General features: G+C 67.1%; 13 protein-coding genes. 7 read left to right on the plus strand and 6 right to left on the minus strand.

Features of this window, described 5'->3' with window-relative positions; translation table 11 throughout:
- Window positions 1–23: 23 nt before the first annotated feature.
- A complete protein-coding gene (locus SPI01S_RS02155; protein WP_245653438.1) occupies window positions 24–722 on the minus strand; it encodes a CAP domain-containing protein in 699 nt (232 codons plus the stop codon).
- Between the two features lie 227 nt (window positions 723–949).
- On the opposite strand from SPI01S_RS02155, the gene SPI01S_RS02160 reads away from it, so the two are divergent.
- Both SPI01S_RS02160 and SPI01S_RS02165 read left to right on the plus strand, forming a co-directional pair.
- Window positions 950–1,462 carry a GNAT family N-acetyltransferase gene (locus tag SPI01S_RS02160; protein WP_066717327.1) on the plus strand — a complete coding sequence of 171 codons (513 nt, stop codon included), beginning with the start codon at window positions 950–952 and terminating at the stop codon, window positions 1,460–1,462.
- A gap of 58 nt (window positions 1,463–1,520) precedes the next feature.
- Window positions 1,521–3,026 carry a S10 family peptidase gene (locus SPI01S_RS02165; RefSeq protein ID WP_066717329.1) on the plus strand — a complete coding sequence of 502 codons (1,506 nt, stop codon included), beginning with the start codon at window positions 1,521–1,523 and terminating at the stop codon, window positions 3,024–3,026.
- Window positions 3,027–3,067: 41 nt separating this feature from the next.
- Here SPI01S_RS02165 and SPI01S_RS02170 read toward each other — a convergent pair whose 3' ends face one another.
- Entirely contained in the window at window positions 3,068–3,286 is a 219-nt protein-coding gene (locus SPI01S_RS02170) for a hypervirulence associated TUDOR domain-containing protein (protein WP_066717331.1), read from the minus strand.
- A gap of 95 nt (window positions 3,287–3,381) precedes the next feature.
- On the opposite strand from SPI01S_RS02170, the gene SPI01S_RS02175 reads away from it, so the two are divergent.
- Entirely contained in the window at window positions 3,382–4,530 is a 1,149-nt protein-coding gene (locus tag SPI01S_RS02175; RefSeq protein ID WP_066717334.1) for a glycosyltransferase family 4 protein, read from the plus strand.
- On the opposite strand, the gene SPI01S_RS02180 is transcribed toward SPI01S_RS02175, so the two are convergent.
- Complete coding sequence (locus SPI01S_RS02180; protein ID WP_066717337.1) at window positions 4,527–5,810, minus strand: ATP-binding protein; 1,284 nt, start codon at window positions 5,808–5,810, stop codon at window positions 4,527–4,529. The two genes, SPI01S_RS02175 and SPI01S_RS02180, sit on opposite strands and share 4 nt — an antisense overlap.
- 250 nt (window positions 5,811–6,060) lie before the next feature.
- Here SPI01S_RS02180 and SPI01S_RS02185 point away from each other — a divergent pair, with 250 nt between their 5' ends.
- The gene (locus tag SPI01S_RS02185) at window positions 6,061–8,574 is read left to right on the plus strand and encodes a TonB-dependent receptor domain-containing protein (RefSeq protein WP_066717339.1); all 2,514 of its coding nucleotides are present in this window, start codon (window positions 6,061–6,063) and stop codon (window positions 8,572–8,574) included.
- Window positions 8,575–8,630: 56 nt separating this feature from the next.
- On the opposite strand, the gene SPI01S_RS02190 is transcribed toward SPI01S_RS02185, so the two are convergent.
- The 3 genes from SPI01S_RS02190 to ubiM all read right to left on the minus strand — a co-directional run bounded on the left by SPI01S_RS02190 (window position 8,631) and on the right by ubiM (window position 10,930).
- Window positions 8,631–8,954, minus strand: coding sequence for a DUF2218 domain-containing protein (locus SPI01S_RS02190; protein WP_066717713.1), 324 nt, complete (start codon window positions 8,952–8,954; stop codon window positions 8,631–8,633).
- A gap of 72 nt (window positions 8,955–9,026) precedes the next feature.
- Window positions 9,027–9,638 carry a PadR family transcriptional regulator gene (locus SPI01S_RS02195; protein ID WP_066717342.1) on the minus strand — a complete coding sequence of 204 codons (612 nt, stop codon included), beginning with the start codon at window positions 9,636–9,638 and terminating at the stop codon, window positions 9,027–9,029.
- Window positions 9,639–9,760: 122 nt separating this feature from the next.
- Entirely contained in the window at window positions 9,761–10,930 is a 1,170-nt protein-coding gene (ubiM, locus tag SPI01S_RS02200; protein ID WP_066717344.1) for a 5-demethoxyubiquinol-8 5-hydroxylase UbiM, read from the minus strand.
- A 252-nt stretch (window positions 10,931–11,182) separates the two neighbouring features.
- On the opposite strand from ubiM, the gene SPI01S_RS02205 reads away from it, so the two are divergent.
- The 3 genes from SPI01S_RS02205 to SPI01S_RS02215 are packed head-to-tail and all read left to right on the plus strand — an operon-like array spanning window position 11,183 to window position 13,699.
- On the plus strand, window positions 11,183–12,502 hold the full coding sequence (locus SPI01S_RS02205; protein ID WP_066717346.1) for a replication-associated recombination protein A: 1,320 nt from the start codon (window positions 11,183–11,185) through the stop codon (window positions 12,500–12,502).
- Window positions 12,495–12,842 (plus strand): MmcQ/YjbR family DNA-binding protein, encoded by a 348-nt coding sequence (locus SPI01S_RS02210; RefSeq protein ID WP_066717348.1) that lies wholly within the window; start codon window positions 12,495–12,497, stop codon window positions 12,840–12,842. Before SPI01S_RS02205 ends, SPI01S_RS02210 begins: the two co-directional genes overlap by 8 nt.
- A complete protein-coding gene (locus SPI01S_RS02215; RefSeq protein ID WP_084253215.1) occupies window positions 12,785–13,699 on the plus strand; it encodes a hypothetical protein in 915 nt (304 codons plus the stop codon). Before SPI01S_RS02210 ends, SPI01S_RS02215 begins: the two co-directional genes overlap by 58 nt.
- Window positions 13,700–13,715 lie beyond the last annotated feature (16 nt).

Consider the following 13,715-nt stretch of genomic DNA (forward strand, 5'->3'; position numbering starts at 1 on the left):
AGTGGACGGTGCGGTGACGCTCCTCAGCGTTTGCCCGTCGGGAGCGCAGCACGCTCCTCGTTCTGGGCGAGGGCGGCGTAGACCGACATCCCATTGCGGGTGCGGGCGACATCGATGACGCACATATGGCCATAGGCGCTGTGGCTGCCGCAACCGACGCCAGCATAGCGAAGTTCGCGGTTGAACAACAGCTCCCGGTGGCCGCGGTCCGGCACGCCATCGTCGATCACCAACTGGCGGACGACGTCGTCGGCATCGGCATAGCCGTAGGAAATATCTTCTCCCACCAGCCTGCCGCCGCCCCGCCGCTCGACGCGATCCCCGGGCGATGCGCCGTCCGGCGAGAAATGGCCCCGCGTGCCGAGCGCGCCCTGCACCACGACATGATCGCGCGCCGCCAGCCCAAGCAATTCGCCGCGGCTCAAGGGCGGCAGCGGCGTCTGCAGTTCGAGGAACGCAATTGCTTCCTCCACGGCATCGACGCCCTCGCGGGTGATCTGCCCACGCGCGCGGCCCGGCAGGTACAACGTGTTCCCGCGAAAATGCGCGCGAAGTTGGCGCAGGCGCTCGGCATAGGCGGCGGGATTCTGGCGAAGATGGTTGATACGCTCCAGAACCTGATCTTCAAGGCTCGGCACATCACTCGCCGCAATCAGGAGGAACGCGCCACTCGCCAAGATGGCGCGCAATACCATACGCACACCAGCCACAGGAAACTCCACGTATTTCGACCGTGGTTCGGCCGAACAGATGGGCCTCTTGTGCGGGAGGGCGGACAAACATCTGGTTTAGGGTCTTGGTTATCGAGGGTGGATAACCGCTTGTTAACCGTATATTCTTGGGCTGTTACGGTAGATTAGGCACGGCATTCCGGAATTTCCCCATGCCGCCGCCCGTCGCATTCGGACGAGGCTGTTCCTGGCGCCGTCTCGATGGCAGAGCATCGGGCATGTCGCCCCCCGCCCCCGCCCCGTTCCAATCGCGTCACCTCGCGCAGGCCCTTGCGCTCCAGTCCCGGGCGTATCCGGCGTTCCTCGTCGAGCCTGAGCCCGCCTTTGCGAGCCGCCTCCACGTGGCAGCCCCCTTCAACCTGGTCGTCGAACGGGACGGCCACCTGCTGGCCTATCTCCTCGCCCATGGCTGGCCGCGCGAGTCGCCGCCCCCGGTCGGCGCTGTGCTTGACCCGATGCGGACCGGAGACACGCTCTATCTGCACGACCTCGCCGTCTCCCCTAACGCCCGCGGGATGGGGATCGGCCAGGCACTGGTGGCGCATTGCTTCGCCCTTGCCGCGGCCGGCGAGCTGGAGCGGGCCGAACTGATCGCCGTGGAAGGCGCAGCCGACTTCTGGCGGCGGCTCGGCTTCCGCGCGGAAACCCCCTCGCCGGCGCTCGCGACCAAGGTCGCGCGATATGGTCCGGCCGCGCAGTGGATGTGGCGACCGCTGGGACCTGCAGGATAGTGGATTTGGCCGGCGCGTGGCGCTAGGCTGGCCTACCAACATTTCGGGGGATCCATTCTTGCGCCACCGCATCGTGATCGCGGCATCGTTCGCCGCCATTCTTCTCGCGCCGCCGGCCCTCGCACAGGACAAGAAGGCGGACGCTGCCGCGGAAAAGGGCGATGACAAGGCCGACAAGGCCGAACTGCCGCCGCTGCCCGCCGACAAGACGATCGGCCAGACCGCCGTGATCGGCGGCAAGGCGATCCGCTACCAGGCGACGATCGGCAAGCTGCCGGTCTATGATTCAAAGGGCAAGAAGATCGGCGAGGTGGTCTATACCGCCTATGTCGTGCCCGGCGGCGGACCGCAGCGGCCGGTCACCTTCGCGTTCAACGGCGGGCCCGGTGCCTCCTCGGTGTATCTCAACCTGGGTGCCGTGGGACCGAAGCGCGTCCAGTTCGGCGACAAGGGCGATGCCCCCTCGGACGCGCCGCTGCTGGTAGACAATCCCGCCAGCTGGCTGGACATGACCGACCTGGTGTTCATCGATCCGATCGGCACCGGCTTCAGCCGCAGCCTGGTCGACGAGGAAGCTACCAAGAAGGCCTTCTACGCCAACGAACCGGACGTGAAATACCTGTCGCGGATCGTCTATGACTGGCTGGTCAAGAACGAGCGGCTGCGGTCGCCGAAATTCGTGATGGGCGAAAGCTATGGCGGCTATCGCGCACCGCGCATCGCCTATGAACTGCAGACCCAGCTCGGCGTGGGCGTGAACGGCATCGTGATGGTGTCGCCCTATCTCGATCCGGCGGCCACCGCCGGCTCGGATGCGCTGTCGCCCCTCCCCTGGATGATCGCCCTGCCGTCGATGGCTGCCGGGCATCTGGAACGCCAGGGCAAGCTTACCCCCCAGGCGATGACGGGCGTCGAGGCCTATACGCGCGGCGCGTTCGCGACCGATCTCCTCGCCGGCCGATCAGACCCGCAAGCCACCGCGCGGCTGAGCGATAAGGTGACAGAGCTCACGGGCCTAGACCCCAAGCTGGTCCGCCGCCTCGATGGCCGGATCGACGAGGGTACCTATCTGCGCGAAGTCCACCGCGAGGACGGCAGGATCGGCAGCGTCTATGATTCGAACGTCGATGCGTTCGATCCCTTCCCCAATTCCGCCGAGCGCAAGTCCGGGGATCCGATCCTGGAAGGCATTATCGCGCCGACCACCAGCGCCATGGTCGACTTCATCACCCGCGAGGTCGGCTGGAAGACGGAAGCGCGCTACAATGCGCTTTCCTTCTCGGTCAACGCGGCGTGGGACCGCGGCACGCCCGACGACGCGCCGGTCAGCGAACTGCGCAAGGCCGTGGCCAACGATCCCAAGATGGGCGTACTGATCGTGCACGGCTATAACGATCTGTCCTGCCCCTATTTCGGGTCCAGGCTGATCATCGATCAGCTGCCGCGCTTCGGCGTGGAGCAGCGCGTGAAGCTGGGCGTCTATCCCGGCGGCCACATGTTCTATTCGCGCAAGGCCAGCGCCGAGGCGTTCAAGGCCGATGCGCGGGTGCTGTATACGCGGTGATAGGTATCGGGCTCCTCCCAGACGGGAGGAGCTCTCCAGCCTCAGTCGGCGTGCAGCTCGCTTTCCAGCTTGAGCGCCCTGCCCCCGTCTTCCTGCTCCACCAGATAGGCCGGATTTTCCTTCGTTCCGTTGCGCACGATCTTTTCGCCCTTGATCGTGCGTTGCACGCGACGCTCGAACCGCTCGGCCACCTTGCCATGCGCCTGGTTGCCGCCCCAGTTCCAGCGCACCGCGGCGCCTTTCGCGAAATGCTTGCTCATGCAGCGACAATCGCGCGAGTTAGGACGGTGTTCCGGGACCGGGACACGTCGTCCGCTTGCCGGGCCCGCTTCAGCCGATTAAGGCCCGAAGCCAAATGCAGCCCTCCGATCTTCGCGTCGCGCTCTTCAGCGGCAATTACAACTATGTTCGCGACGGTGCGAACCAGGCCCTGAACAAGCTCGTCGGCTTTCTCCTCGATCAGGGCGTGACCGTTCGCGTCTATTCGCCGACGACCGATACCCCTGCCTTTCCGCCCACCGGCCACCTGGTGAGCGTGCCGGCATGGCCGGTGCCCGGCGGCCGCGCCGAGTACAGGTTCGCCACCGGACTGCCGAAGAGCATCCGAGCCGACCTGGCCGCGTTCGCGCCGAACATGGTGCACGTCTCGGCCCCCGAATTCCTTTGTCACGGCGCGGTGAAATGGGCGCATGGCAACGGCATCGCCACGCTGGCGTCGCTCCACACGCGCTTCGAAACCTATCCCGCCTATTACCATCTCGGCTTCGTCGAACCGTTGCTGATCAAGATGTTGACGCGGTTCTACAATCGGGTTGACCAAGTGGTGACACCCGGCAACTCCACCGCAGAACTGATCCGCGGCTGGGGCGTCACCACGCCGATCCGCATCTGGTCGCGCGGCGTCGATCATGATCGCTTCAACCCCGCCCGCCGCAGCCTCGAGTGGCGCCGCTCGCTGGGCATCGGCGATCAGGAATTCGCGGTTGGCTTTCTCGGCCGCCTCGTCCTTGAAAAAGGGCTCGATATCTTCGCGCAGGTCTGCAACCGGCTGACGGAGCGCGGCATTCCGCACAAGGTGCTGGTGATCGGCGAAGGGCCGGCACGGCAGTGGTTTGCCGAGCATGTACCGGGCGCGATCTTCACCGGTTTCCAGCGCGGCGACGATCTTGCCCGTGCCGTCGCCTCGATGGACGTACTGTTCAACCCGTCGGTTACGGAGACGTTCGGCAACGTGACGTCGGAAGCGATGGCCTGCGGTGTTCCCATCGTCGCAGCGCGCGCGACAGGCGCGATCGACCTCGTCGAAGAGGGGGTGAACGGGTTCCTGGTACCCCCGCGCGACGTCGATGCCTATGCCGGTGCGATCGGCCGATTGATCGCGGATCCGGCGCTCGCCGCATCCGCGGGCGCGGCGGGGCACGAAAAGGCGCAGGCCTATGTCTGGGACCGCGTGAACCGCGCGGTGCTGGACAGCTATCTGGAAGTACTCGCTCGGCGCGCCTAGACGCACGCGTCCCGAACGGCGAGGACGAAGCGGAGCTTGGACCCGCCCTGCTCGCCGGTTTGGAGGTCGAGCGCCGTCTGGTGCGCCTCCAGAATGCGCCGGGTGACCGTTAGGCCGATCCCCTGCCCGCCGCTGCTTGAGCTCCCACGCTCGGGAAAGGCGCCGCCGGGGAAGCCCGGCCCATTGTCGGCGACAGCGATCTCGACGCCGTCGCCCACCGCACGGGCGGAAAGGACGATCCTCGGTTGCTCGACATCGCCCAGCGCCTGGGCGGCATTGCGCAGCAGGTTCGCGAGCACCTGGCCGATCTGCACCCGGTCGGCAAGCAATGCCCCCAGCCCTGCTTCGATCTCCACGTCGATCATGGGCGCCGGACCGGTCCAGGCCGCCTGGAACAGCTCCAGCGCCTCCTCGAACAGCATTTCGGCCGCCACGAACTCGGCATGGAGTTCGCCGCGTTCGACCAGCGTTCGGGTCCGTGCCACGATCTCCGACGAGCGACTGATCTGCGCCCGTGCCCGCGCCAGTTGCCGGAGGACATCGGGCCCGCCGGTGCCGCGCAGCGCCATCTCCACCGTGGCGATGTAGTTCGATGCCGCCGATAGCGGCTGCACCATCTCGTGCGCGAGCATCGCGGCGGTCGCGGCCTCCTCTTCGACGGCGCTGCGCGAGATGCTGCCGATCAGCGCCCGCTGCGCCTTTTCCAGGGCGTCGCGCGCCTTCATCGCCGCGAGCATCTCCGCCTCCACCAGCAACCGGTTTTTGGCGACGGCGACATAGCTGCAGATCGTGCGGAGGAACCGCAGTTCGATTTCGGTGAAGGGCACGCCGCTGCGACGCCCGAAGCCCAGCGTGCCGAGCAGCACCTCCCCGTGCAGCAGGGGCGTGCAGGCGTAGCTGTCCAGCCCCACGTCGCGGATGAAGTTGGTCATCGGGTTCTCGCTGCCCTGCACCTGGGCGACGACACGCGGCGTCCGATCGCGGGCGACCATGCCGCACACCGCCTGCCCGAACTGCAAGCGCGCGCCAGCCGCCTTCTGCGCTTCGGTGAGCCCGCCGCACGCTTCGAGAACCAGAAGGTTGTCGGGTTCGGCACGGTAGTGGAAATAGACGTCGAGCAGCAGTTCGTCGCGCACCATGGCGAACAGATAGTCGATCATCGCGGTGGGATCGGACGCGCCCAGCATCTTGCCCGCGCAATCGGCGAGCAGGCCAAGCAGGCGCACCTCCCGCCGCTCGCTTTCCGTCGATTCGCCTTCCGCAATTCGCAGTTCGATCACCTGCCCACTCCTGGCTTCGGCTGTATCCGCCTTCCTTTTGAAGCCATCATAACGATAAATCGTTATCGACTAAACAGATCCTGCCGTGTCTTCACAAGGCGAATGGCAAACGATTCCAGCCTCCGTCTGGTAAATGCGCGCCTGCGGATCGGTACGCAGATCGTATTTGTACCTACGCTCAGGATTTCAATCTCTTAAGGTGCCTCGCGCCATTCGACTCCCCGACACACAAATCAAAGAGGGGTTCCCCATGTCGCATCGCCTTCGCCTGACGCTCGCCGCCTCGTGCGCGCTGTTCGTCGTTCCCGCCCATGCCCAGGAGGTCGCCAAGACCCCCGCGCCGACGACGCGCGATGCAGCGCCCGCCACCGCGCCGGCGCCCAAGCAGGCCTTCACCACCGGCGTCGCCAAGGGCCGCGACCTGCTCGATTCGGCGATTTCGGCGAGCTCGATCGACGAAGACCAGATCCAGAAGATCGGCACCCGCTCGATCGCCGAAGTGCTGGGCAACATGCCGGGCATCCGCGCCGAGACCGCCGGCACCGACGGCCTGACCGCCGTCACCATCCGCGGCCTGCCGATGGCGGCGGACGGCTCCAAGTTCCTGCAGATCCAGGAAGACGGCCTGCCCGTGCTGGAGTTCGGCGACATCCATTTCGCCTCGACCACCGCCTTCCTGCGCACCGATCTCAGCCTGTCGCAGGTGCAGGCGATCCGCGGCGGCTCGGCCTCGACCTTCGCGTCGAACTCGCCGGGTGGCCTGGTCAATTTCATCTCGAAGACCGGCGAAGAAGACGGCGGCACCCTGCAGCTCTCGTCGGGGATCGACCATGAACTGGGCCGCGCCGACTTCAACTATGGCGGTCATCTCAGCAAGACCGTGCGCTTCAACATCGGCGGCTTCTACCGCCAGGGCGAGGGCCCGCGCGCGACCGGCTACGACGCCTTCAAGGGCGGCCAGATCAAGATGAACGTCACCAAGACGTTCGCCAGCGGCTATATCCGCGTCTACGGCAAGTATCTCGACGACCGCGAGCCGAACTATGCGATGGTGCCGGTGGCGGTGCGCGGCACCAATGCCGATCCGACGTACAGCACCATCCCGGGTTTCGATCCGCGCAAGGACACGCTCTATTCGCGCTACAAGTCGTCGATCCTCGCGCTCGACGGCAACAACAAGGTGACCAATGTGGATCTGCGCGACGGCAACCGCAGCAAGGTCGCCTCGATCGGCCTGGAGGCGCAATTCGACATCGCCGGTTGGACTTTCAGCGATCGCATGCGCTATGCCGCCATTTCCGGAACGTACAACGAGAGCAGCTCCATGGCGTTGCTGCCTGCCGCCGCGCTTGCTCCGGCCTTTGCCGGGCCGGGTGCCACGCTGCGCTACGCCACGGGGCCGAACGCGGGCAAGGCGATCGCCAACCCGGCGACGCTGAACGGCAACGGGCTGCTGATGTACGGGCTGGAGATTCACTCGGATCTTGAGAAGCTCGACAACTTCACCAATGATTTCCGCGGCAGCCGCGTGTGGAACGTCGGTGACGGCAAGCTGACCACCACCGCCGGCTTCTACGCATCGTCGCAGGCGATGGCGCAGAACCTGCACCTGCTGACCGACGTGTTCGACATCGCCGGCGGCGGCAACTCCGCTTATGTCGACGTGCTCACCGCTGGCGGCGTGCCGGTCACCCAGGGCGGCGTGCTGAACTACGGGATCCGCGGCAGCGCGGGCTATCGTCGTCGCTACGACCTGCAGTACCGCGTGTTCGCACCCTATGGCTCGGTGAACTACCAGATCGGCGCGCTCTCGGTCGGCGGCAGCCTGCGCTATGACTTCGGCAAGGTCAGCGGCACGCTGTACGGTGCCGATCTGGGCGGCGGCCGCGTCGGCGTCGCCCCGGTCGACATGGACCGCGACGGCACCCTTTCGCTGCCCGAGCGCAGCGTCGCGGTCCTGCCGCTGTCGCAGCCGGGCCAGGCCGATTACAGCTACCGCTACGCGTCCTACTCGGTGGGCGTGAACTATCGCATCGCCGAGCCGCTATCGGTGTTCGCCCGCTACAGCCGCGGTGCGCGTGCCAGCGCAGAGCGCCTCTATTTCTCCCCGGCGGTGAACCCCGCCTCGGGCGCGCTGACCGATCCGGCCATGGCCTATGGCCCGGTGAAGCAGGCCGAAGCCGGCGTGAAGTTCCGCAAGGACGGCGTGACGCTATTCGCCACCGGCTTCTGGGCCTCGACCTCGGACAAGAACCTGCAGATCGGCGCAGACGCCAGCGGTGCCACCGTGGTGCTGCAGATCGATCGCGACTACAGCGCCAAAGGCGTGGAAGTCGAAGGCCTGTTCGAGCACGGCCCGCTGAGTCTGCGCCTGGGCGCCACCTACACCAAGGCGAAGATCGACGCCGACAAGGCGGACAAGACGCTGGTCGGCAATACGCCGCGCCACCAGCCGGACCTGATCTTCCAGGCAACCCCGCAGTTCGAAGTGAAGCGCTTCACCATCGGCACGAACCTGATCGGCACCACCAGCAGCTTCGCGCAGGACGGCAACCTGTTGAAGCAGCCTGGCTACACCATTGTCAGCCCGTTCGTGCAGTTCCGTCCGGTGAACGGCCTGCAGCTCGGCCTGAACGTCTACAACGTGTTCGACAAGCTGGCCTTCGTCTCGGTGAACTCGGCAGCGGTCCCGGCTTCGGGCGTCGCCACCGCGCAGACGCTGACCGGGCGCACCATCACGGCTTCGGTCCGCTTCAGCTTCTGATCCGGACGACCGAAAAGGAAGGGGCGGGAACCGCGTGTTCCCGCCCTTTTTCGTGCCTATTGCCAGTCGAACTGCAGCTCGCCCTCACGGAAGGCGAAGCGGTCGAGGTGCCGGGCGACCGCGCCCTTCAGCCCTTCCAGCTGCTCCTCCGAGGTTGCGTCGATCCGCACCTCGAGCCCGGTTTCGGCGACGTCGAACGTCACCACCGCATCTCCCGGATGGTCCGCACCGCGCGCATCCTTGGGGAAGATCACCGTGCCGTTCTCGGGCGTGAACTCCACCTGGAGATTGTGCTGCCAGTGCTTGCACAGCTGCTGAAGGTAGCGGCTGGCATGCTCGGTAGGGACGAGCGCGTGGCTGGTGTAACGGGCAATGGTCATTCGTTTCTCCTTGGCGGCGGCGGGGGCGAGGCCCAGACGCCGGCGTAACACCTCGATCCGGGGCATCGTTGCCTAGAGCCGCTCGATCTTGCGCGCGGCTTCGTCGAGGATCTCGGCGATCGCGTGCAGCCGCTCGGGATCGACTTCCTCGTCGAACACGCTGGCGGCGAGCACGGTCTTGAGGTTGTGCATCGCCCGCCGGACCGGCCCGCCGCTGGTACGGGCATGGCGCTCGCCCAGGTCGGCCAGCCGCTGGAACAGCGCTTCGACTTCCGCGGCATTTTCCGCGAGGTGCGCGGTGCCGGCCTCGGTGATCGCGAACTGCTTCTTGGCGCCCTCGCTCTTGTGCTCGGCGATCAGGTCCATGTCGTCGAGCATGGTCAGTGTCGGATAGACGACGCCCGGGCTCGGCGCATAGGCGCCGTTCGAGCGCGCCTCGATCTCGCGGATCAGGTCATAGCCGTGGCGCGGCGCCTCTTCGATCAGCTTGAGCAGGAGCAGGCGCAGCTCGTCGCCGCCGAACATTCGGCGCCCGCGCCCGCCCTGCCCGCGCTCGCCCATCGCGAAGGCCATTTCGAAGCCGCCGGGAAAGCCCCCGCCCCAGCCGCCGCGCCCGCGGGGGCCGGAATGCCGTTCATGGTGGCGATGACGGCTATGGCCGTGATGTCCAAAGTGGAAAAACATGCAAATTCTCTTTCTCGTGTGAGTCGTGATGCGCACAAGATATATCTTGAAAGAGATCATGCAAGAGGGTTCCCGACCTTTTCAGCCCCTCCCCCTTTTTTGAGGAGGGGCTCAAGGCCGGATCAATGGGTCAGCATCGCCCGCACCGTGGGACGCACGAAGGGCAGCCCGGCCCCCAGCCGCAGCATCGCGTGCCGCATCGCCCGCGCCGGCAGGCGCTCGTCGGTGAACAGCCGCACCAGCAGGTTCGTCCCCGTATAGAGCGGCTTGCACGCAGCGCGGTGGCCGTTCTCGAACCGGCGCAGCGCCGCGGGCAGCTCGGGATCCATGCTCCGCCGCACCGCATCGCACACCTCGGCCGCGAGCAACGCCTGGCCACTCAGCCCCAGGTTGAAGCCATGCGCGGTCACCGGGTGCATGCCCACGGCCGCATCGCCGATCAGCGCCGCGCGGCCGCTGACGAACTGGTGCGCCCAGGTGGTGACGAGCGGATAGACGTTGCGATCGCTCACCACCTCCATCCGTCCAAGCCGTTGACGGAACCGGCGGGTGAGGTCGCGGCCGAGCGCGGCGTCATCGAACGCCGCCACGCGCCGCGCCGCGTCTTCGGGGAGCGTCAGCACCGCACCGGCAAGGTTGCCGTTCAGCGGCAGCAGGGCAAGCGTCTGGCGGTGATCGAACCATTCGAGCGCGGTCGCGCCGTGCGGCAGTTCGTGCCGGACGCGCACGACCATCATAGACCGACCCAGCGGATTGATGTCCGCACCGATCCCCAGCGCCTCGCGCGTCGTGGAGAGGCGCGAATCGGCGACTACCAGCAGGCGGGCGCGCACCACCTCCCCCGAGGAAAGCAGCACTTCGGCGCGCGACCCCGTCGCGCCGGAGCGGGCATGCACCACCTCCGCGCCGGTGATCAGCCGCAAGCCGGGCTGGTTCCGCGCGGCATCGTACAGCGCCGCACGGATGCGGTGGTTCGGCACGAGATAGCCAAGCTGTGCCTCTCCCTCGCCCGCCGTGAAGTTTAGCGAGAAGGGAGAGTCGCCGTTCACCACCTTCGCCGCGTGCATCGGCGCAATTTCGTCCGCCGGCAGCCGGTCCCAGGCGCCGAGCTGCTCGAGGATGCGCTTCGAGCCGTGGGTGAGCGCTATTTCCCGCCCGTCGAACCGGGGCGTCGCCAGCGCTTCCAGCGGCGCGCGTTCGAGCAGCACGATGCCCAGCCCGCTGTCTTCCAGCGACCGCGCGAAGGCGAGACCCGCCGGCCCTCCCCCGACGATGACGACGTCGCAGTCCATGTCCGATCCTCCGCTACTCGCCCCTCCTCGCCTTGACGCGGTTGAGGGGCCGCTTCACCCCACCCGCCGTCATCCCGGCGAAAGCCGGGATCCAGACGCTTCACCGCGTCGGCTCCTGCTGCACCGGAGGGGCAAATGGATCCCGGCTTTCGCCGGGATGACCAGCGGTTTGGCGGGGCAGACGCCGCCGAGCCTTGCGTCCGATCAACCGCCGGGATGCAAATTGCGTCGCGTCCGCCTATCTTGCAGCCGATGGCCGACCTTTTTGCCGCGCACGAGCCGCCCGCTTCCGATTCCACGCCCGCCGGCGGACCGCTGGCCGATCGGCTGCGCCCGCAGCAGCTCGACGAGGTCGTCGGGCAGGAGCATCTGACCGGCCCGCAGGGCGCGATCGGCCGGATGGTGGCGGCGGGGAAACTCAGCTCGATCATCTTCTGGGGGCCGCCGGGCACCGGCAAGACCACCATCTCCCGGCTGCTCGCCGATGCGGTGGGGCTGCGCTTCGTCGCGATCTCCGCCGTGTTTTCGGGCGTCGCCGACCTCAAGAAGGTATTCGCCGAGGCGCGCGATCATGCCCGGATCGGCAAGCGCACGCTGCTGTTCGTGGACGAGATCCACCGCTTCAACCGCGCCCAGCAGGACGGCTTCCTGCCTTATGTCGAGGACGGCACGGTTACGCTGGTGGGTGCGACCACCGAGAACCCGTCGTTCGAGCTGAACGCTGCGTTGCTCAGCCGCGCGCAGGTGCTGATCCTCCACCGGCTGGGGCACGAGGCGCTGACCCAGCTGCTCGACCGCGCCGAGGCGCTGGAAGAACGCCCCCTCCCCCTCACCCCCGAAGCCCGCGACGCGCTGGTCGCGAGCGCCGACGGCGACGGCCGCTTCCTGCTCAACCAGGCCGAGACGCTGTTCTCCGTCCAGTTCGAGGAACCGCTCGATCCCGCCGGGCTCTCCGCCTTTCTCCAGCGCCGGGTCGCGGTGTACGACAAGGATCGCGAAGGGCATTACAACCTGATCTCGGCGCTGCATAAGTCGGTGCGCGGCTCTGATCCGCAGGCCGCCCTCTATTATCTCGCGCGGATGCTCACCGCCGGCGAGGAGCCGCTGTACCTGCTGCGCCGCCTCGTGCGCATGGCGGTGGAGGATATCGGCATGGCCGATCCCAATGCCCTGGTGCAGTGCATGGCCGCCAAGGACACCTATGATTTCCTGGGCTCCCCGGAAGGCGAGCTGGCGATCGTGCAGGCATGTCTCTACCTGGCGACAGCACCCAAGTCGAACGCGGCCTACAAGGCGCAGAAGGCGGCGTGGAAAGTGGCGAAGGAAACCGGCTCGCTGATGCCGCCGCAGAACATCCTGAACGCACCGACCAAGCTGATGAAGCAGATCGGCTATGGCAGCGGCTATACCTATGACCATGACGCCGAGGGCGGCTTCTCGGGCGACGATTACTGGCCGGCCGAGATGGAGCCGCAGACCTTCTACACGCCTACCGATCGCGGGCACGAGAAGCGCGTGTCCGAACGGCTCGCCTGGTGGGCCGCGATGCGGGAGCAACGGCGCGATGGATGACTGGGAGGACGCCTGCGCCTTCGCGCTCGGCCTGCCGGGCGTGGAGATGGCGTCCTGGTGGGGCAATCCCTGCCCGAAGATCAATGGAAAGGGGCTGATCGCGCCGAGCCGGGAACCCGGCAGCTTCGGGCTGATGATCCGGCAGGACGAAAAGTCGCTGCTGCTGGAGACCGATCCCGAGACCTTCTGGCAGACCGACCATGACCGCAACTATCCGATGCTGCTGGTCCGCTACGGCACCCCGGCGCGCGAGCGGATCGCGCTGTACATCCAGCGCGCCTGGTGGGAGCGCGCGAAGAAGCCGCAACGCCTCGCCGCCGGGATGGGGACGCGGCCCTGAGCTTTACCGATTTCATCGCGATCGACTGGTCCGGCCAGGCCGTCGAGCGGCCCAAGGGCCTCGCGGTAGCGCATGCCCGATTCGGCGATGTCGCCCCGGTGCTGATCGATCGGCCATGGTCGCGGGCGGACATTCTAGCCTTTCTGGACGCGCTGGCCCGGGCGGGGACGCGGGCGCTGATCGGGCTCGACCTTTCCCCGGCCTTTCCCTTTGCCGATGCCGGCGCCTATTTCCCTGGATGGGAGGCGAGCCCGGCCGACGGGCCAGCGCTATGGGCGCTCGTCGATCACCTCTCCGCGGCCGATCCGCACCTGGCCGCGACCAGCTTCGTCCAGCACCCCCAGGCGCGCCGGCATTTCCGCCAGATGGGCGATTGCGGCGATCTTTTCCCCGGCGGGCGCGGCCGTTTTCGGGTCTGTGAGGTGGGGCAGGAGACAATGGCGCTTTCGCCCTACAGCTGCTTCAACCTGGTGGGGGCCAGCCAGGTGGGCAAATCGAGCCTGACCGGCATGCGCGTGCTGCACCGGCTGCGCGGGCGGATCGGCCTGTGGCCCTTCGATCCACTGCCGGAGAGCGGGCCGGTGCTGGTGGAGATCTACACGTCGCTCGCCGCGCGGCTGGCAGGGATGCGCAAGGGTATTTCCAAGATCCGCGACGCCGCGACGCTGGATGCCATGCTCGCCGCCTTCGGCTCGGCGCCCCACGCCCCCCTGCCGCGCTATGACGATCATGCCACCGATGCGATCCTCAGCGCGGCCTGGCTGCGGGTGGCGGCGCGGCAACCCGGCCTGTGGGAGCCCGCCGCCCTCACCCCCGAACTGGCGCACACGGAGGGCTGGACGTTCGGCGTGCTCTGAGGAATAGGACTTTTCT

Source organism: Sphingomonas pituitosa NBRC 102491, assembly GCF_001598435.1.
GTDB classification, from domain to species: Bacteria; Pseudomonadota; Alphaproteobacteria; order Sphingomonadales; family Sphingomonadaceae; genus Sphingomonas; species Sphingomonas pituitosa.

What these genes read in the sequence shown, in the direction of transcription:
- SPI01S_RS02170 (WP_066717331.1), bottom strand. Translation starts at nt 3,286, where the DNA reads ATGAGCAAGCATTTCGCGAAAGGCGCCGCGGTGCGCTGGAACTGGGGC.
- SPI01S_RS02190 (WP_066717713.1), bottom strand. Translation starts at nt 8,954, where the DNA reads ATGACCATTGCCCGTTACACCAGCCACGCGCTCGTCCCTACCGAGCAT.
- SPI01S_RS02175 (WP_066717334.1), top strand. Translation starts at nt 3,382, where the DNA reads ATGCAGCCCTCCGATCTTCGCGTCGCGCTCTTCAGCGGCAATTACAAC.
- SPI01S_RS02160 (WP_066717327.1), top strand. Translation starts at nt 950, where the DNA reads ATGTCGCCCCCCGCCCCCGCCCCGTTCCAATCGCGTCACCTCGCGCAG.
- SPI01S_RS02205 (WP_066717346.1), top strand. Translation starts at nt 11,183, where the DNA reads ATGGCCGACCTTTTTGCCGCGCACGAGCCGCCCGCTTCCGATTCCACG.
- SPI01S_RS02185 (WP_066717339.1), top strand. Translation starts at nt 6,061, where the DNA reads ATGTCGCATCGCCTTCGCCTGACGCTCGCCGCCTCGTGCGCGCTGTTC.
- ubiM (WP_066717344.1), bottom strand. Translation starts at nt 10,930, where the DNA reads ATGGACTGCGACGTCGTCATCGTCGGGGGAGGGCCGGCGGGTCTCGCC.
- SPI01S_RS02210 (WP_066717348.1), top strand. Translation starts at nt 12,495, where the DNA reads ATGGATGACTGGGAGGACGCCTGCGCCTTCGCGCTCGGCCTGCCGGGC.
- SPI01S_RS02195 (WP_066717342.1), bottom strand. Translation starts at nt 9,638, where the DNA reads ATGTTTTTCCACTTTGGACATCACGGCCATAGCCGTCATCGCCACCAT.